Here is a 19,302-nt window from a genome sequence, read left to right as displayed (position 1 = left end):
TACCGCCGATTAAACCGCTGAATCGAGTGAGAAAAAAACATGTCACATTTGGATTTACAGCCGGGATTTGATTTCCAGCATGTGGGAAAGCAGGTTCTTCAGACTGAACGCGAAGGACTGGCACAGCTAGATCAATATATTAATCAGGACTTCACCCACGCCTGCGAGGCGATTCTGGCCTGTATGGGGAAAGTTGTCGTCATGGGCATGGGCAAATCCGGTCATATTGGCCGAAAAATTGCCGCCACGCTCGCCAGCACAGGAACCCCGGCGTTCTTTGTGCACCCAGGTGAAGCTAGCCACGGCGATCTCGGCATGGTCACCTCCCATGATATCGTGCTGGCGATTTCTAACTCTGGCGAATCTCACGAGATACAAGCGCTGATTCCGGTTCTAAAACGCCAAAAAGTTAAGCTTATCTGCATGACGAATAACCCTGAAAGTTCAATGGGTAAAGCTTCAGATATCCATCTGTGTGTTAAAGTCCCGCAGGAAGCCTGCCCATTAGGGTTAGCGCCAACCACCAGTACGACCGCAACGCTGGTCATGGGCGATGCGCTGGCCGTTGCACTGCTGCAAGCACGTGGTTTCACCGCCGAAGATTTTGCACTGTCGCATCCTGGCGGCGCATTGGGCCGTAAATTATTACTGCGCGTGAGCGACATCATGCACACCGGTAGCGAATTACCACACGTCAGCCGCGATGCTTCTCTGCGCGATGCCCTGTTGGAAATTACGCGTAAAAATCTTGGGTTAACCGTCATCTGTGATGATTTGATGAAAATCGAAGGGATTTTCACCGATGGTGACCTACGCCGGATTTTTGATTTGGGTGTTGATTTAAACAATGCGAAAATTGCCGACGTGATGACATCCGGCGGAATTCGTATTCGTCCAAACGCTCTAGCGGTTGATGCATTAAACCTGATGCAGGCACGTCATATCACGTCGTTGTTGGTTGCCGACGGCGATCAACTGATCGGCGTCGTTCATATGCATGATATGCTGCGCGCTGGCGTGGTTTAAGATTTAACGTTTAGGTGAAAAATTAATGAATGAACAAGGTATGAATATCGCTACCTGTTACGGCCCAGTTGCCCGTAAAATCATGGACAGCGCAGCAGATATTCGTCTCGTCATCTGCGACGTAGACGGTGTGTTATCTGATGGCCTGATTTACATGGGTAACAATGGCGAAGAGCTCAAAGCGTTTAACGTGCGCGATGGCTATGGTATCCGCTGTCTCATTACCGAAAACATTCATGTGGCGATCATTACCGGTCGCCAATCCAAGCTAGTCGCCGACCGCGCGGCTACGCTGGGAATTGAACACCTATATCAAGGGCAATCTGATAAACTGATTGCCTTTGAGAAAATTCTCTCCGATCTGAATTTGCAGCCTCATCAGGTTGCATATATTGGCGATGATTTGATTGACTGGCCAGTCATGGCCAAAGTAGGACTTTCTGTTGCCGTAGCAGACGCGCACCCTATTTTATTGCAGCGCGCTCAATATGTTACCCGTATTGCAGGCGGGCGCGGTGCAGTTCGTGAGTTATGCGACCTTATCCTACAGTCACAGGGCAAACTGGATGAGGCCAAAGGGCTATCAATATGAGTAAAACCAAACGCTGGGTCATCCTGCTATTAACGGTTATTGCATTAGCGCTAATTGGATGGAATCTGACCGAAAATGATTCCGATTCCGTGTTAGCTCCCACCAATAATCAGGAGCCGACCTACCGCAGCCAGCATACTCTGACCGTGGTTTATGACCCGACAGGTAAACTAAGCTATAAGCTGGTAGCAGAAGATGTTCAGCATTTCGCCGGGGATAAAACCAGTTGGTTTACCCATCCGGTGCTAACGACTTACGATCAGGATGTTCAACCGACCTGGTCTATTCGCGCTGATAAAGCAAAACTTACCGATGACCGTATGCTTTATTTATACGGCAACGTTGAAGTAAACAGTTTGACGACGACCTCGCAATTGGAAAGGATTACCACCGATAATGCGCAGGTAAATCTAGTGACTCAGGACGTCAGCTCTGATGATGAAGTCACTCTTTATGGGTCAAACTTCACCTCCCATGGTCTGAAGATGCGCGGGAACATGCGGGAAAAATCCGCAAGGCTGATTGACAAGGTAAAAACCTATTATGAAATTCAAAACAAACAACAAAATCCTTAGCCTTATCATTGCCGGTTCATTGATCGCAGCCAGCGCTCCTGCGCTGGCACTGACCGGAGATACAGAGCAGCCGATCCACATTGATTCGGCTCAGCAGTCTTTAGACATGCAAGGCAACACCGTCACCTTTACCGGTGATGTGGTCGTGACCCAAGGCACCATCAAAATCAACGCAGATAAAGTTGTGGTGATCCGTCCTAACGGTGCCCAAGGCAAAGAAGTCGTTGAAGGCTACGGTAACCCCGTCACTTTCTACCAGATGCAAGACAACGGCAAACCCGTTAGCGGCCATGGGCAGAAACTGCGTTATGAATTGGATAAAGACTTTGTCATCCTGACCGGCGACGCTTTCCTGAAACAGGTTGATAGCAGCATCAAAGGCGACAAAATCACCTATCTAGTTAAACAGCAGCAGATGGAAGCCTTTAGCGACAAAGGCAAGCGCGTAACCACGGTACTGATCCCATCTCAGCTACAGGATAAGAGCGGCAAAGCGGCTCCGGCGGCAGCGCCAGCTAAATCGCAACCGCAGAGCAAACCTGCAGCGCCGCAGGGTAAATCTCCGTTTAGTCAGTCCTCACAGACCAAGAGTAACTAATTCGTTATGACAACTTTAATTGCTGAAAATCTGGCCAAGGCCTACAAAGGCCGCCGCGTCGTTGAAAACGTTAGCCTCACCGTTAACTCAGGCGAAATCGTAGGGCTGCTAGGGCCTAACGGCGCGGGTAAAACCACCACCTTTTATATGGTTGTTGGTATCGTGCCTCGTGATGCGGGCCGCATTGAGATTGACGATGAAGACATCAGCCTACTACCGCTGCATGCGCGTGCTCGTCGTGGGATCGGCTATCTGCCGCAAGAAGCCTCTATCTTTCGCCGCCTGAGTGTGTATAACAACCTTATGGCCGTGTTAGAGATTCGCGAAGATCTCACCAAAGAGCAGCGCGCCGATCGTGCAGATGAGCTAATGGAAGAGTTCCACATCGCTCATCTGCGTGACAACCTCGGGCAATCGCTGTCTGGTGGTGAACGCCGTCGCGTTGAAATTGCACGTGCATTAGCCGCAAATCCTAAGTTTATCCTGTTAGATGAACCGTTTGCGGGCGTTGACCCAATCTCTGTTATTGATATTAAAAAAATTATCGAACACCTGCGCGACCGCGGTTTGGGCGTATTGATTACCGACCATAACGTGCGTGAAACGCTAGACGTTTGTGAACGTGCTTATATCGTGAACCAGGGCAACCTCATTGCTCATGGTACGCCAGCTGAAATCTTGGCCGATGAGCAGGTTAAACGCGTCTATCTGGGTGAAGAATTCCGTCTGTAACGGCGGCTATCTTGCGTCATATTTACCCTGTGCCATCGAGCAGGGTATACCGCACGGTGGTCTTCATGCGGCCGGACTCTTTTTAGTTTAGCAGGCACTCTGCTTACACCAATGGAAATGAGCTCGCGATTATGAAGCAAGGTTTGCAACTCAGGCTAAGTCAGCAGTTAGCGATGACTCCACAGCTGCAGCAGGCGATTCGCCTGTTGCAATTATCAACGCTAGAGCTTCAGCAAGAGATTCAACAAGCATTAGAAAGCAACCCGCTGCTTGAACAAGATGACACTCACGATGAAATCGAAACTTCAACGGAAGAAGTCAACGAAGAGCTGGACACACGCGAACAGCTAGAGCAGCCGGATATGCCGGAAGAACTTCCTCTCGATGCCACATGGGATGAAATCTATACGGCTGGCACCCCATCAGGTACAGGAACGGACTACAGCGACGACGAGCTGCCGATCTATCAGGGTGAGACGACCCAGACCCTGCAAGACTATCTGATGTGGCAAGTTGAACTCACCCCGTTTAGCGATACCGATTTAGCTATTGCCACCGCCATCGTCGATGCCGTGGATGATACCAGCTACCTCACCTCTTCTCTCGACGATATTTTAGAGAGCATGGGCGATGAACACGTCATGATGGATGAAGTCGAGGCGGTACTTAAACGCGTACAGCGTTTCGACCCCGTCGGCGTCGCCGCCCGCGATCTGCGTGATTGCCTGCTCGTTCAGCTCTCACAGTTTACCGATGGAACGCCGTTCCTTATCGAAGCCCGCCTCATTGTTGATAAGCATTTAGATCTCTTAGCGAATCACGATTTCCGTAATCTGATGCGTTCGACTAAGCTAAAAGAAGATGTCCTTAAAGCGGCGATGCAGCTGATCCAAACGCTCGATCCACGCCCAGGACTTTCTATTAACACCGGTGAGTCTGACTACGTGATCCCTGATGTTCTGGTACACAAACATCAAGGGCGTTGGGCCGTTGAATTAAATCAGGATAGCGTTCCACGTCTTAAAATTAATCAGCATTACGTTTCGCTCAGCGCACAAACCCGAAGCGATAGCGATACCCAGTTCATCCGCAGTAATCTGCAGGAAGCGAAGTGGCTGATTAAAAGTCTGGAAAGCCGTAATGAAACCTTGCTGAAAGTGTCACGCTGTATCGTAGAACAGCAGCAGGCATTTTTTGATAATGGTGCTGAGTTCATGAAGCCGATGGTGCTGGCCGATATTGCCCAGCAGGTCGAAATGCATGAATCCACCATCTCGCGCGTAACAACGCAGAAGTTTCTGCACAGCCCGCGAGGCATATTTGAACTGAAATATTTCTTCTCGAGTCACGTCAGTACCGAAGATGGCGGCGAAGCCTCCTCAACGGCGATTCGTGCACTCGTGAAGAAACTCGTTGCGGCGGAGAACCCTGCCAAACCGTTGAGTGACAGCAAGCTAGCGACCTTGCTTGCCGATCAAGGTATTATGGTTGCCAGACGTACCGTTGCTAAATACCGAGAGTCTTTGTCCATCCCACCGTCAAACCAACGCAAACAATTGGTTTGACCATAACAGAGAAGGAAGACACTATGCAGCTCAACATTACCGGACACCATGTCGAAATTACCGAGGCTTTGCGCGAATTTGTTACCACAAAATTTGGCAAGCTAGAGCAATATTTTGACCGAATAAATCAGGTTTATGTGGTACTGAGCGTGGAGAAAATCCAGCACATTGCGGAAGCAACGGTACATATTAACGGCGGTGAGCTGCATGCTACCTCGGAGCAGCTAGACATGTATGCTGCGATTGATACTCTGGTTGATAAGCTGGCGCGCCAGCTCAATAAACATAAAGACAAATTGAAACAACACTAGCGTTTAAATAGTTTAAACGCCTGCTGACTTCATCGGCCTGTTTCTTCCATGAAACGGGCCGATAAGCCATCATGGGGAGCATGAAAAATCAGCCCTTTGGTCTGATTTAAATGAAGAAGATGAGATGAGTAACGATTTAACTATGCCATTAACCTCCGTACTGAGTCCGGAGTGCACGCGCAATGCGGTTCACTGTTCCAGCAAGAAACGCGCACTGGAAATCATCAGCGAACTGGCAGCTGCACAGCTGAACCTGCCACCACAGATCGTCTTTGATGCGATCTTAACGCGTGAGCGTATGGGGAGCACCGGCATTGGCAACGGCATTGCGATTCCTCACGGCAAGCTTGAGGAAGATACCCTGCGAGCCATTGCGGTTTTCATTCATCTAGAACAGCCGATAAGCTTTGACGCTATCGACAATCAGCCCGTTGACCTGCTGTTTGCATTGCTGGTTCCAGCAGACCAATGCAAAACCCACTTACAAACACTCGCTATCATGGCGCAAAAATTGGCCGATAAAGGCGTATGCCGCCAATTACGCAGCGCCCAAAGCGATGATGAACTGTACAAAATCATTACAGAATAAAGCGTTAGCACGCTGTCAAAACAGTGGCAGGATGTGCTGCGTCACGTTACATTGGTTATAACAATTTGTGATAGACCTCTTTGGAGGTCAAATTTCCACAGACAGTCATAGGGCTGTCCGAAATTAAGGGGAGTTGTGACATGGTGCTGATGATTGTCAGCGGCCGTTCCGGTTCAGGGAAATCCGTTGCGTTACGTGCGCTTGAAGACATGGGATTTTATTGTGTAGACAATCTTCCCGTTGAGCTCTTGCCGAATTTAGCTCGCTCTCTGGCCGATCGCGAAACCTCCGCCGCCGTTAGTATTGACGTGCGTAACATGCCAGAATCTCCAGAAGTTTTGGAAATAGCGATGGACAGTCTGCCTGACAGCTTCTCTCCACAGCTGCTGTTTTTAGATGCCGATCGTAATACTCTGATCCGCCGATACAGTGATACCCGTCGTCTGCACCCTCTCTCGGCTAAAAATCTGTCGCTGGAAAGCGCCATTGATGAAGAGAGTGATTTGCTGGAGCCACTACGCTCACGCGCCGATCTAATTATCGATACCTCCGAAATGTCGGTGCATGAATTGGCCGAAATGCTGCGTACACGCCTGCTTGGCAAACGTGAGCGCGAGCTGACGATGGTGTTTGAATCATTTGGTTTCAAGCACGGTATCCCGATTGATGCCGATTATGTCTTCGACGTTCGCTTCCTGCCGAACCCACACTGGGATCCCAAACTACGCCCAATGACAGGTCTTGATAAACCGGTAGCTGCATTTTTGGATCGCCATACCGAAGTGCATAACTTTATTTATCAGACCCGCAGCTATTTAGAACAATGGTTGCCGATGCTGGAAACCAACAACCGCAGCTATCTCACGGTAGCCATCGGCTGTACCGGCGGCAAACATCGTTCTGTTTATGTGGCTGAACAGCTTGCAGACTATTTCCGCTCACGCGGGAAAAACGTGCAATCTCGTCACCGCACGCTAGAAAAACGTAAATAGGCACCGTTGAATGACCGTAAAGCAAACCGTGGAAATCAAAAACCGCTTGGGCATGCATGCTCGCCCAGCGATGAAATTGTTTGAACTGGTTCAAGGCTTTGATGCTGAAGTATTGCTACGTAATGAAAGCGGCGTTGAAGCCGAAGCCAGCAGCGTTATCGCTCTTCTGATGTTAGATTCCGCTCAAGGCGGTCATATTGAGGTTCAGGCCGAAGGGCCAGATGAAGATAAAGCGCTAGAAGCCGTTATTTCGCTGTTTGAAGCTGGATTTGATGAAGACTAGTTGATTCCCTATTTTCATTACTAAGAACCCCGATTTTCGGGGTTTTTTTGTTATAAAAGCATCATTATCTCCCTCCCCCTAACAAAATTTTTTACCCGCGGTTATAAAAAAGCGTTGATTAATATAATCATTAAACAAAGATTAACTTTGAATTAATTAATATGATATTTATTTCAAGATAAATAAAAAATGATAATAAATAGGAATATTCCTTTTTTTGGAAAACGGAAAAACCTATGAAATGGAAACCTAAAGTTTTTAGCTTGCTGACATCCATTATAATATCGCATGCTAATGCTAGTATTATGCGTGAAGATGTATCAGTTCAAGATTATCGAGATTTTGCAGAAAATTTAGGAAAATATACACCCGGCGCTGAAAATGTTGAGGTATTTAAAACAGACGGCACTTCTGCTGGAATACTTGATTTCCCAATCCCTGATTTCGGCGCATCAGATGACAGCGCCGTCGCTACGCTCGTTGCCCCCTCCTATATTGTGAGCGTGGCACATAATACGGGGTATACCGGTGTTAAATTTGGTAACGGTGCGAAATATAGCGTCAGTTATAAAATAATTAATCGTAATGTGCATGCTACTAAAGATTTTCATATTCCACGATTAAATAAAGTCGTCACCGATATAGCTCCCGCTGATATGGTTATTCCTGATGATGCCCGCCACGATAAAACACGCTATAAATATTTCGCCCGCGTGGGGTCAGGAACTCAGTATCAAGTATCATCCATAACGCACAAACCGGTATATATAACCGGTGCGTATCACTGGAAGACCGTCGGAACAATCGTTAATCCCACGTTTGAAAATTGGCGCCTGCGCTGGACCGATTACGGCCCACCGGATACCCGAGCACAGCCCTTTAGTTCTGCAGGCGAAGCCGGTGATAGCGGCAGCCCACTATTCGTCTATGACAGCCTTGAAAAAAAATGGAAGCTCTATGGTGTTTTGACGAGCGGATCGGACTATGGCACCTACAACGTAACAACTTATGTGTTAGATCTGCAGACAGCATTTATTAACCAAATCATCGCCAGTAATACCGATCCTGATGTTATCGATATGGCTAACAACGGAGACATTCACTGGTCTAAAGATGCCATAACTCAAGGAGACAACAGCTGGGGATGGCATGGTATTGCTAATAAAGCACTTCCCTCCAGTGCCACCAATGCCGAATTAGATGCAACCAAAGACCTACGTTTTAACGGCGATGGGGGCTTAATTGTATTAGATAGCTCCGTCAACCATGGCGCTGCGAAGCTTCAATTTTCGAATGACTATCGCGTGATTTCTGCCGAAGGCGCGAATGCCACCTGGGTCGGCGGCGGTATCGAAGTGGATGCAGATAAAACCGTCGATTGGGAAATTAACGGGCTGGCCGGTGACACGCTGCATAAAATTGGCGAAGGAACCCTGTACGTTAACGCTACCGGCGTAAACGGCGGCGGCCTACGAGTAGGCGATGGCACCGTAGTACTCGCGCAACAGCCAGATAAAGACGGCAAGCGTTCGGCATTCTCCACCGTGACGCTCGTCAGCGGTCGACCTACCGTTAAGCTTGGCGATACAGATCAAATCAGCGGCGAAAACATTCAGTTCGGCTCACGTGGCGGGATCCTCGATCTCAACGGCTACGATATGAGTTTCAGCACCATCAATCATAACGATTCAGGTGCCAGAATCATAAATGGCAATGCCGATACCCTTTCAACCATTACGCTTAACAATAAAAACTCTCAGGCCTTTATCGGCCATTTCGGCTCAGTCGACACGGCGAATTGGCTCAATATTAATTACGCTCCAGTTGGGGATCAGCAATGGACCCTTGGCGGTGGAGCAGACATTAATGAGTTAACCCTCCATGGCGGCGTATTTGCGATGAGTGGCCGGGCAACGCCGCACGCGGCGGGGGTAATATTTAAGGATGATTGGATTGATGAGGCTTACCACGTAAACCACATTCAAGTGGAAAATGGCTCACAGTTACATCTTTATGAGCATGCATCATTGTACGGTGATGTTTCGGTTGCCGAACATGCGACCTTGACCATGACCGGAAAATCTCGCTTTACCGGTAGTTTGGACCTTGGCGATGAATCGTCACTTATCGTTGATACCAGCCAAGCTAACCTTGCCAGCACCGATGGCACCACTGATTCTTGGCTAGCATCAAACGTGTCTGGTATGGGCAGCGTCAATAAATATGGCAGCGGGATATTACACTGGATCGGCGATAGCACACTCACCGGTCTCACTACGGTGTATGGGGGTGCGCTAAATCTTGTTGGCTCACTCGCTTCAGATCTTAAAATGATGAGCGGAACGGAGCTAGCGGGTAATTTAAGCGTACAAAATTTAACCTTGGAAGATGGCGTCACCCTGCGTCCATACGCTGCACCGAGCTCAAACTTACTCACCGCAAGCGCCTTCAGTTCTCAGACAATGACCGTGCAGAAAAACTTCACCACGGGCGCAGGAACACAGCTTTATTTGCGTAGCCATATGGATGAAGCACAGCCGGATTCCGATCACTTTTTGATTAATGGTGACGTTGACTCTTCTGCTGGTTCTACCTTTATCAATGTCGATCTCTCGGGCGATGGATACCTGACCGATACCAATAATAGTGGGATCGCAGGCGCCACAGAGGGTATTTCTCTGGTGCAAGTTGGAGGCCATTCAACCAAAGATAGCTTCCAGCTTATGGGCGGTTACGTTGCCAATGGGCCATGGCAATATTCGCTCTATGCCTTCGCTCCCGGCAAAAGCTCCGAGGACGAACGCCTGATTAGCGGTAACGGCGACCAATACTGGGATTACCGTTTAGAGACTCGTTATCTCACCGAGGGTGATGAGCCGACACCAGACGATGGTGGTAGCACAACGCCACCTGATGACGGCGGCAGCACCACGCCACCAGATGAAGGTGGTAGCACACTACCTCCTGACGACGGCGGCAGCACACCTCCACCTGACGACGGCGGTAGCACAACACCACCTGATGACGGCGGTAGCACAACGCCACCTGACGACGGCGGTAGCACAACGCCACCTGACGACGGCGGTAGCACAACGCCACCTGACGACGGCGGCAGCACAACACCACCTGACGACGGCGGCAGCACAACACCACCTGACGACGGCGGCAGCACCACGCCACCTGACGACGGCGGCAGCACCACGCCACCTGACGACGGCGGTAGCACACTTCCACCTGACGATGGCGGCAGCACAACACCACCTGACGACGGCGGTAGCACAACACCACCTGACGACGGCGGCAGCACAACGCCTCCTGACGACGGCGGCAGCACAACGCCTCCTGACGACGGCGGTAGCACAACACCACCTGATGACGGCGGCAGCACAACGCCTCCTGACGACGGCGGTAGCACAACACCACCTGATGACGGCGGCAGCACAACGCCACCTGACGACGGCGGCAGCACAACGCCACCTGACGACGGCGGCAGCACAACGCCACCTGACGATGGCGGCAGCACAACGCCACCTGACGATGGCGGCAGCACCACGCCACCTGATGACGGCGGCGGCACCACGCCACCTGACGATGGCGGCAGCACAACGCCACCTGACGATGGCGGCAACACACCACCGGATCAAGGGGGCAGCACACCTCCACCACCTGACCAAGGCGGCATAACACCACCAAAACCGCGGCGAATTGCAGTGGTTCCGCAGGTGCCATCTTATTTGTCTCTGCCATCAGCACTATTAAGCTATAACAGCCGAGTCAATCAGATGTTCCGTAACCTTGCGCAATCACCTGATTCGAGTGGGAAAACAGTTGATAGCTACCCAGTTTGGTTGCAGTACATCAATGGGGAGGATAAATACCACACATCCATGGGCTTCCTCGATTATGGCTATGACTACACCCAGAAAGAACAAGGTTGGTTATTAGGGGGCCGTGTACTGCAGCTAGGTGATGAACATCAATACCTGACGTGGAATCTGGGCTTTGCTAACTCGACGCTGAAAATCACGCCGGATGCACAGGATGGAAACAGCCAGTCACATTACACCACCTATGGTCTAACCTCGTTGCTGACACTTCGTCATCAGAGCGGTTTAACGCTTGATGTGGGAGCCGACGCCACCAAATACGATGGGTATGTCACAACGGATAGCAGAAGCGGTCACGTTGCGAATATCAAAGCCTATTCCTATAGTGGCAATGCCGAAGTTAGCTATCCGTTTGAGTTGGGCAATCATGAAATTTCCCCAGTTCTCGGTGCAGGCATACAAGTGCTGAAAGTGGATGATTTTACTGATGTGGATGATATACGCGTTCACTACGGCACTATCACCCGCCCGACAGGCCAGTTGGGGGTTCGTTATAATTACAAGATTCGTGATACTGAGTTAGGTAATTTTGTTTTCTATACCAACAGTTACCTTAACAAAGACTTCAGCAAAACGCCTGACGTCTGGATCGGCAGCACCCATACCAATGGGGCATCCTCAACGTTTGATATGGGGAAAGTCGGTAGCTCAGCGACGATTGATGTAGGTATTATCAATGAAATCACACCAACGTTTGCGATCAATACCGGCGTTCAGTATCAACAAAGGCTCAGTAATGATGATGAAGGGATCAACTCTTGGCAGGCAAATGTGGGGATTAGAGTGACGTTCTAAACCCGAAAGCTCTCAATGCATCATCTAAAAGCCAGTCATGACAATGACTGGCTTTTTCATTCAGGGTACAAGTAAAAATTAACTACGGCTCAAGCAGTCCATCGCAATATCTCTAAACTGCTCAAAGTCGGTGCTGGCCAACAGTCGCCCTACCGCGCGCTCTCGCATAAAGGTCACGAACAAGTCGTAAATAGCCATCGCCTCTTCATAATCCTGCTTGCTAATCGCGAGCAGAAAAATCACATGCGCCGTTTCGTTCTCGCTCCAACGCACGCCTTGCGGAGCAAGCACGGTATAAATCACCGTTTTCTTGGCCAGCAATCCTAAGGAATGGGGGAGCGCAATGCCCTCGCCCAGCATGGTAGACACGATGCTTTCACGCTCAACCAAAGAAGGATGGAAATCTGCGTCGACGTACCCTTCCTGCTGGATTTGATGGCAAATGCGGGCAAACAAATCCGCCTGCGAAACAGACTCATTCAAGACACAGAAATGAGTCGCATCAAAAAACTTTTCCAACATATAAGGCTTAGTACGATCCACCAATACCAGCTTAGCTAACTGCTCTAACTGAAAACTGGTTGGGAAAGGTGCGACGGTGACAACCGGCTTATTCTTTTCTGGCACCTTCGCCATGGAAATAACAAAGTCTTCTTCGATGTGCTCGAGCTTTTCATACTCTCTTAGCGAATCAACCTGATTGACGATCAGCTGTGGAAACTCACGTTTCAGCTTAGTTTCCAGCAGGCGTAGCGTAGACATACCGGAATCACAGACCAACAGCGCCTGCGGGTGACGCTCGTAACCAATGTCATAATGGCGCTCCAACCCCACTCCGATGTGCAAAACCAGATAGCCAATTTCATTATCGGTAATGGTATAGGGCATATTCTTTCCCCAACTCGACACCGCGGCCAGCGTCACATCATACGCCAATGGATAATGCTGTTTGATATGCTCAAGCAGAGGGTTAGGGATATTTATCTGATACTTAGCGCGGGTCATCATTGTCGCAATATGTGACAGCAAATCGCTGCTCAGTTGCTCATCGCCGCGTAAATCGTAGTTATAGTGCTCGTTGATAAAGCCAAGAATATGCTTCACCAACGCATGGTTTTCATCGCCGTCGATATTTTGCAGGCTGCTGGCATCCGTGATGCGTCGGGCCGCAATTTGCACGCTCAGATAGGCCACTTCGGTTTCAGGAATACCGCAGCCAAATCGCGCTTCCAAATAGCGGGCAACGTCACGCGCAGCCTGAGTAAACACCGGTTCAACATCGCTAACATCCAGTTCATCTAACAGAAAACCGGTGCGGATACGGTGCAAAATAATGCCGCAATAAATTAGGAGCTGCTGCTCAGCCTCATCCGTTAAACGGATGTGATACTGCTGCATGGTGAGGTGAAGCTGTTCGCGCAGCTGAGCAATATCAATTTCAGGTAATACTTTGCCTCGCAGCTCGCCAAACAGCGGGTCGCCCGCAGGATACTGAAACAGCAGGTTTGCCAAACAGGCGCGCACCGCATTCTCACGGCCAAACAGCTTCATACCATAGTGCGGCTTACTTTCTATCGTTAATCCGTACTTTCCCACCATGTCACGCACATCGGTCATATCGCTTTGCAGTGATGCTCGGCTGACGAACCAGCTATCCGCTACATCATCAAGTTTGATTGGCTCGCCCTGCGCCAAAAAACGTAGCAATAGATGAGTGACACGATCTTTTGCCGAGCGCGGTACGCTTCGCGTCGCTCGGCTTTGCTGCTGTAATAGTGAAAAACGGTCGGCATCATGCACGTCTAATCGATAGCCGCTGCCCCGCAAATGCACAAACTCGGCACCATATTGGCTCAGAATATCGTTCAGCGTAGTGATGTCGGTTCGCACGGTTCGAGTTGAGACAGCAAAACGCCGTGCTAACTCCTCTTGAGGCAATGTTTCCTCAAGAAGCGCATCAAACACCTGATTTAAACGAGGATAAGGAAATGAGATCATGCTAATACCGCTGCTAACTTACTGATGGACGCAACCCTGCGCAAAAAAATCATAGAGAAAACCAAATATGCAGAGGCAATTTATGGACCAACTTTACACTGATGTATCAAATCATACGGTGGATGGTTGCATTGGAATTATATCGTTCACTAGCAGATGCAGACAGGCAAGTAATGTGATCTAACGGGCAGAATTCGGAATTACTTCGCGGCGAGAAAAAAGAGAATGGCTGAAAAACAACCTTAAAATTTACCTCACCCTATCCCTGCTCAAAAGAGGGAATCATTCATAGTCGTTTAATGACGCTCGATCGGCTCTTCCCTCTGCCAACAAAGGCGACTGGGAGAGGCTATCTCTCCCAGCCCAAAAAAGACTACCCCACCAGCTTCTTCACCATCTCCAGCAACCGCGCAACATCTTCCGGACGCGTATTCCCCGAGGCTTTATCAATGATCGAACTGTAGATATGTGGGATCACTTTTTCTACGCCAGCATCCAGCGCGATTTTCAGGATCGCTTCAAAGTTATCTAGATCGATCCCGCCCGTTGGCTCTAGCCAGAAATTCTGTTTCGCACAGGCTTTAGCCACATACTCAAACTCTTCACGGCATTTCAACCCGCCCATCGGGAAGTATTTCACCGAGCTGCCGCCCATATCCTGTAATAGCGCAATCGCAGACTCGACAGGCACAATCGCATCAGGCCCTTGGCAGCTCAGCGGGCCGGTAGAGATCTTCACCTGCCCGACCGTACCGGTAGGCGATACTAAACCATTCACCACCGATGCATTCTGCCCCAGCATCCCACGGCTGGTGCCCACGCCGGTAAATACCTGATTCACATGCTGTGGCTGCACCTGCGCTGAAATCTGCGACACCATCAGCGATTGATTAGGATCACCAGCGCCCAGCCCCACGGAAAGCGCATTATTAATCAGCGCTGAGTATTCCTTCATATCCGCCACGGCAGAAGAAACGTCAGGGTAGTCTTTCGATAACACCCCAACCAGCACATAGCCTTCGGCCGCTTCATAAATTTCGCGGGCATTCTCTTTGGAACCCGCCAGCACATTCAGGCAAACACGATTTTTATAAAATTTAGGTGTCAGTTGCATCAGTTAACTCCCTTAATTAGAACAATGCTTTAATACACTGGTAAACGGTATGCAGCTGCTCGGCGCTAACGCTACGCACATCCACTTCGATTTTTCCTTCGTTAGCCTTATAGCCACGGAAATAAATCGCGGGATCGCCGTTCTTCAAACGGTCAACGATCTCCTGCGTGCTGATCCCCAGCGCCGCATGATCGAACGTGATTTCAGTACGAGCAATATCTCGACCCGCGCTGTCCCAAACGACTTTGGCCTGTACGCCGTTAAGTGAGTTCAGGTTCTCGATAAACGCCGTCATTTTTTCGACCATCTGCTGGCCGCTCTCTTTTTCAAGCGTCATATAGCTGGCGATAGCCTGAGTCAGGCCAAGAATGCCCTCTTTACCCACTTTCATCGCGCGCCCAATCCCATTGGACTGAAGCTTCACCCACTCAACATACTGCTGCTTACCAATCACCAAACCACTGGTTGGGCCTTCAATCGCCTTAGCGCCGCTATAAATCACCAGATCGGCGCCCATGTGGTAATAGCACTGCAAATCCTCTTCAGCCGCCGCATCAACAATAAGCGGCAGTTGATGCGCTTTCGCGACTTCAGCGGCCTGTGCCACATTCAGCATGCTTTTCTGCACACAGTGATGGGATTTGATATACAGAATGGCGGCCGTATTTGGCGTAATCGCCGCAGCCAGCTGTGCTGGAGAGCATTCGTTGGCATATCCCGCCTCGCGCAGCGTACCACCGCCCAATTGCACCATGGTGCCCACCGGCGCACCAAAGTTCACGTTATGGCCCTTTGGCACCACAATTTCGCTGGGAACATCATGCGGATGCGCATGCAGGTTTTCCAAGCGGTACAGATTATCTTTAACGATTACCGCGGCTACCGACTGGGCGATCCCCGCAGAAGCGCAAGACACCACGACCGCATCTTCTACGCCAAGCAAATCAGCAATATAGCGGCCGGTTTTATTCACCAAATCTTTGACTTCAAAATAGTGATTCAGGCCAAAATTGACGGCTTCGACCACGTCTTCGCGCGGCGTCGACACGCCCAAAATGGTCATACGGCCTGAAGTATTGATCACCGTTTTCAGGTTATATTTCTGGTAGATAGACTGATTAGAAGACATTTCTGGATTCTCCATCCTGAGTAAGCATTGGCTGCCCTGCCACAATGGCGGCCAGCGGCAGGATCAGGGTTTGCCCGCTCCTGCTTTGTTGTTCTGAGTCTGCAAAAACCTGCGCCTGTTCAACCACATCAAAGATTGTAAAGTCAGCGTCGCAGCCCACGGCTAAGCGGCCTTTATTTGGCAAACGCAGCGCCTGAGCGGCATTAGCGGTGACGCAGTTGATAATTTGTGGCAACGAGAGTCCGACCAGCAGGAATTTAGACATCACATAGGCCAAGCTATAAACCGGTCCCTTAATACGATTTTTACAGTAGATATCAGAGCTAATGGTGTGCGGGTAAATCCCCTGCGCGATAGCCACTTCAGCCACATCAAAACTAAAGCTGGCGCTACCGTGTCCCACATCGAGTAAAACACCGCGATCCAACGCACGCTTCACGGCGCTGCGTAGCTCCCCTTCTGGGGTCAGAATGCGGTTCGGTTTGCCGTTATAGCAGTGGGTAATGATGTCACCCTGAGTCAGTAAATCAGCAATGTCATCGAGGTTTGGTGGATTGTTACCGATGTGCACCATTAGCGGTAAACCGCCGTTGTTGGCCTGAATTTCTTTGGCGCGAACCAGCGGTTGGATCCCGTTTTGCTGCACCACGCTGCTGCTCATTCGCGCCTTAATACCGACTACAAAGCCTTGATGCGCCCGAATCGCCTTATGCGCCAGCGCATCATCAATATCATTCATATCTCCCAGCTCATTTTGGCGCAGCAGGCCAATGCGGGAGATATTCAGAAACGCAAACACGTTGGTTTTAGCACTACGGGTTAGGCGATAAAACTCGTCGATGTCATCAGCACCGGTGCTTCCCGCATCGACAACGGAGGTCACGCCGCTGGAAACACCCACCAGATCGGGTTCGTCGTTATAAATGGGAGAGGAGGGATAACAATGGGTATGGGAATCAATCCAGCCTGCACTGAGGAAATATCGGCCTTGCAGGTCGATTGTTCTCGCTGCCGTCGCATTATGCTCCAACGAGCCTAGCGCCGCGATTTTTCCCTCTTTGACAGCAATATCCACTACGCTGCCGTCGGCACATTTTCCCTGTTTAATGATTAAATCGTACATCGCACACCTTCTTACTTCTTAGTTCAGGTGAAGAATGTCCCGCGCCGTGGCGCGGGCATTGAGGAGATTTGAATGGTTAAATCGCGACTGGGAAAATTGAGCCAAAAATCATGGCACCCAGAATTGCACCACCGGTGATCGGTTTCTGCCAGAGATAGAACAGCAGAGCGCCAATCAGTGAGCCGATACCGATAGGAATCGACGCGGTAATCGCAGACAGAATAATCAACGGCCCCAAGAAGCGACCGGAAGCATTCCCCGCGCCCATCATCACGTCAGCACCGTAGGTTGAGTTGCTCTGATTGATGGTAAATTTACGCGCCAGAATAATCAGATAGCCAATAGCTAAACCAATCGCCAAGCCGGTTACCAGCGAAGCGCCAAAGTTCTCTACCGGATAAACAAAGCCAGCCCCGAGTAACAGTGCAGGAACCCCTAAACCAACGCCGGTTTGAATAGCACCGCCAATATCCAAAATCCCCACCAGAGAACCTTCGATAATACGAGCAAACAGGAAGCTCGCCCCGAATGCCGCGACCGCACCGTAAGAACCCGTATCGATACCCGCACGCAGCATAGAAACAAACGCCACTTCGTTAAATGCGCCGATGCCATACAGGTAGTACATATGTGTACCGGCGAACACACCGGCAGAGAGCAAACCAACAAAGATCGGGAATGACCAGTCGGCGTACCAGAAGTTATTCTTTAATTTCTCGTCCATTATCTGCACTCCGCCTGATTATTTGCCGCTAAGGGTATTGTGGATTTGGTCTAACCAGAACGGCACACCAAGATGGAAGGACTCCAGCATTTTCATGTCGAAACCACGGAAGAACCCGCTCAGCACAAACAGCAGCACGATAACCGCCATCATAATCTTAGTGACCTTGTTCCAACCGCTCTCTTCCACGCCTTTACCAATCAGGATGCCCAATACCAACCCCGGCACGGCGTTCCCCATGATAAGCTGCGCCAAACCACCGAAAATCGTGGCCCAGAAGCCAGAGCGACGCCCTGCATCGATGGCGGCTAACCAGAAAATCACCGGCATCACGGTATTCACCAGCAGGTTCGCCGCAGGCACCAACACTTTAACGGCGGTGATTTGCAACGCGGCGGGGACCGCTGAAGCCGTGGAATTCAGGAAGGCAACCACGATCACACCGATGATGCCGCAGGCAATCGCCATCTTTTTAGGATCGTGCATGGTCGTAGCTAAGTCGCGGTTTTTCATCAGCAATACGGCAGCACCCCAGTTAGGGATGATGCGGTGATCGACGTCCTGCGTGAATGCACCGGCGGCAACGGAAGATGCCCAGGCGTTAAAGAAGAAGCCCAGGCCAAAAGAGAAGTGGGAAGCCGGATCGCCTTCGCAGGAGTTCAGCTCACCTAAAGTACGGAACGCCCCCATACCCTGAACCGTGGGCGCATGGAACATACGCGCAGCCCCTGCGCCAACCCCCACGCCAACCAATCCGCCGATAATAATCGACTTCAGGAGGATAATTAGAAACATCAGCATATTCCTTATAATGTTATATACCCTTCGCCTTTCAAACTGCCGCTTTTGAGCACGACGAACTGAAAACGATGGAGTACAGGAGAACATTAAATAATTAATATTCTCCTATTGTGATAATACACTGGAGTGGTTATACCCCTGTTATATTTGGCTCAGAGCCAAGTATTTAGGGCATTAATTTAAAATCAATCTTATCGGTATCGACCGTCGTCATATTCACCGTAACGTCAATGGTTACAGAATAGAGATATTTCTTTCTTGGCAAGAAAAAGAAAAGAAACTTTTCGGTCGTTATTTTCTCTTCTGCCTTTATAACTTTAATATCGACTGGTTCAATTCTCAGGAATACTTTTTTGGACTCCCGCAGTAATGCACCCTGAACGCTACTTAAAGCGGCGGCAAAAGCTTTTTGCTTGGTATCACTTTTACCACTGACGGTTACCGTCGTCGTGATATTTTCTTTCATAA

The 19,302-nt window shown here is 49.9% G+C and carries 18 protein-coding genes; 11 read left to right on the top strand and 7 right to left on the bottom strand.

Features of this window, described 5'->3' with window-relative positions; genetic code table 11:
- Positions 1–39: 39 nt before the first annotated feature.
- The 11 genes from kdsD (at position 40) to DSM2777_RS06430 (ending at position 11,945) form a co-directional block, all read left to right on the top strand.
- Positions 40–1,026: an arabinose-5-phosphate isomerase KdsD gene (gene kdsD, locus DSM2777_RS06480; RefSeq protein ID WP_046459252.1), complete on the top strand. Its 987-nt coding sequence runs from the start codon at positions 40–42 to the stop codon at positions 1,024–1,026.
- 25 nt (positions 1,027–1,051) lie between these two features.
- Positions 1,052–1,618, top strand: a complete 567-nt coding sequence (gene kdsC / locus DSM2777_RS06475; RefSeq protein ID WP_046459253.1) for a 3-deoxy-manno-octulosonate-8-phosphatase KdsC — start codon at positions 1,052–1,054, stop codon at positions 1,616–1,618.
- Entirely contained in the window at positions 1,615–2,193 is a 579-nt protein-coding gene (gene lptC, locus DSM2777_RS06470; protein WP_046459254.1) for an LPS export ABC transporter periplasmic protein LptC, read from the top strand. Before kdsC ends, lptC begins: the two co-directional genes overlap by 4 nt.
- On the top strand, positions 2,162–2,791 hold the full coding sequence (lptA, locus tag DSM2777_RS06465) for a lipopolysaccharide ABC transporter substrate-binding protein LptA (protein ID WP_046459255.1): 630 nt from the start codon (positions 2,162–2,164) through the stop codon (positions 2,789–2,791). The genes lptC and lptA overlap by 32 nt, the downstream gene beginning before the upstream one ends.
- Before the next feature lie 6 nt (positions 2,792–2,797).
- Positions 2,798–3,523: an LPS export ABC transporter ATP-binding protein gene (lptB, locus tag DSM2777_RS06460; RefSeq protein ID WP_061553480.1), complete on the top strand. Its 726-nt coding sequence runs from the start codon at positions 2,798–2,800 to the stop codon at positions 3,521–3,523.
- Positions 3,524–3,654: 131 nt separating this feature from the next.
- On the top strand, positions 3,655–5,088 hold the full coding sequence (rpoN, locus tag DSM2777_RS06455; RefSeq protein WP_061553479.1) for an RNA polymerase factor sigma-54: 1,434 nt from the start codon (positions 3,655–3,657) through the stop codon (positions 5,086–5,088).
- A 23-nt stretch (positions 5,089–5,111) separates the two neighbouring features.
- A complete protein-coding gene (hpf, locus tag DSM2777_RS06450) occupies positions 5,112–5,399 on the top strand; it encodes a ribosome hibernation promoting factor (RefSeq protein ID WP_040047149.1) in 288 nt (95 codons plus the stop codon).
- Between the two features lie 124 nt (positions 5,400–5,523).
- The gene (gene ptsN, locus DSM2777_RS06445) at positions 5,524–5,988 is read left to right on the top strand and encodes a PTS IIA-like nitrogen regulatory protein PtsN (RefSeq protein ID WP_025801120.1); all 465 of its coding nucleotides are present in this window, start codon (positions 5,524–5,526) and stop codon (positions 5,986–5,988) included.
- Between the two features lie 140 nt (positions 5,989–6,128).
- Positions 6,129–6,980 carry an RNase adapter RapZ gene (gene rapZ / locus DSM2777_RS06440; RefSeq protein WP_046459258.1) on the top strand — a complete coding sequence of 284 codons (852 nt, stop codon included), beginning with the start codon at positions 6,129–6,131 and terminating at the stop codon, positions 6,978–6,980.
- A gap of 10 nt (positions 6,981–6,990) precedes the next feature.
- Positions 6,991–7,263 (top strand): PTS phosphocarrier protein NPr, encoded by a 273-nt coding sequence (gene npr, locus DSM2777_RS06435; RefSeq protein ID WP_025801118.1) that lies wholly within the window; start codon positions 6,991–6,993, stop codon positions 7,261–7,263.
- A gap of 305 nt (positions 7,264–7,568) precedes the next feature.
- Entirely contained in the window at positions 7,569–11,945 is a 4,377-nt protein-coding gene (locus DSM2777_RS06430) for a S6 family peptidase (protein WP_167669502.1), read from the top strand.
- A 78-nt stretch (positions 11,946–12,023) separates the two neighbouring features.
- On the opposite strand, the gene DSM2777_RS06425 is transcribed toward DSM2777_RS06430, so the two are convergent.
- From DSM2777_RS06425 to DSM2777_RS06395, 7 genes are all read right to left on the bottom strand, one after another.
- Complete coding sequence (locus tag DSM2777_RS06425; RefSeq protein ID WP_061553477.1) at positions 12,024–13,943, bottom strand: BglG family transcription antiterminator; 1,920 nt, start codon at positions 13,941–13,943, stop codon at positions 12,024–12,026.
- 373 nt (positions 13,944–14,316) lie between these two features.
- On the bottom strand, positions 14,317–15,057 hold the full coding sequence (gene dagF / locus DSM2777_RS06420; RefSeq protein ID WP_046459773.1) for a 2-dehydro-3-deoxy-phosphogluconate aldolase: 741 nt from the start codon (positions 15,055–15,057) through the stop codon (positions 14,317–14,319).
- A 16-nt stretch (positions 15,058–15,073) separates the two neighbouring features.
- Positions 15,074–16,186: a DgaE family pyridoxal phosphate-dependent ammonia lyase gene (locus DSM2777_RS06415; RefSeq protein ID WP_061553476.1), complete on the bottom strand. Its 1,113-nt coding sequence runs from the start codon at positions 16,184–16,186 to the stop codon at positions 15,074–15,076.
- Positions 16,176–17,309, bottom strand: coding sequence for an amidohydrolase/deacetylase family metallohydrolase (locus DSM2777_RS06410; RefSeq protein ID WP_061553475.1), 1,134 nt, complete (start codon positions 17,307–17,309; stop codon positions 16,176–16,178). The genes DSM2777_RS06415 and DSM2777_RS06410 overlap by 11 nt, the downstream gene beginning before the upstream one ends.
- Before the next feature lie 76 nt (positions 17,310–17,385).
- Positions 17,386–18,033 (bottom strand): DUF4310 family protein, encoded by a 648-nt coding sequence (locus DSM2777_RS06405; RefSeq protein WP_046459776.1) that lies wholly within the window; start codon positions 18,031–18,033, stop codon positions 17,386–17,388.
- An 18-nt stretch (positions 18,034–18,051) separates the two neighbouring features.
- A complete protein-coding gene (locus DSM2777_RS06400) occupies positions 18,052–18,828 on the bottom strand; it encodes a DUF4311 domain-containing protein (protein ID WP_025801113.1) in 777 nt (258 codons plus the stop codon).
- Positions 18,829–19,000: 172 nt separating this feature from the next.
- Complete coding sequence (locus DSM2777_RS06395; RefSeq protein ID WP_025801112.1) at positions 19,001–19,300, bottom strand: DUF4312 family protein; 300 nt, start codon at positions 19,298–19,300, stop codon at positions 19,001–19,003.
- Positions 19,301–19,302 lie beyond the last annotated feature (2 nt).

Source organism: Obesumbacterium proteus, from assembly GCF_001586165.1.
GTDB classification, from domain to species: Bacteria; Pseudomonadota; Gammaproteobacteria; order Enterobacterales; family Enterobacteriaceae; genus Hafnia; species Hafnia protea.
This window is presented reverse-complemented; position numbering and strand designations above follow the sequence as displayed.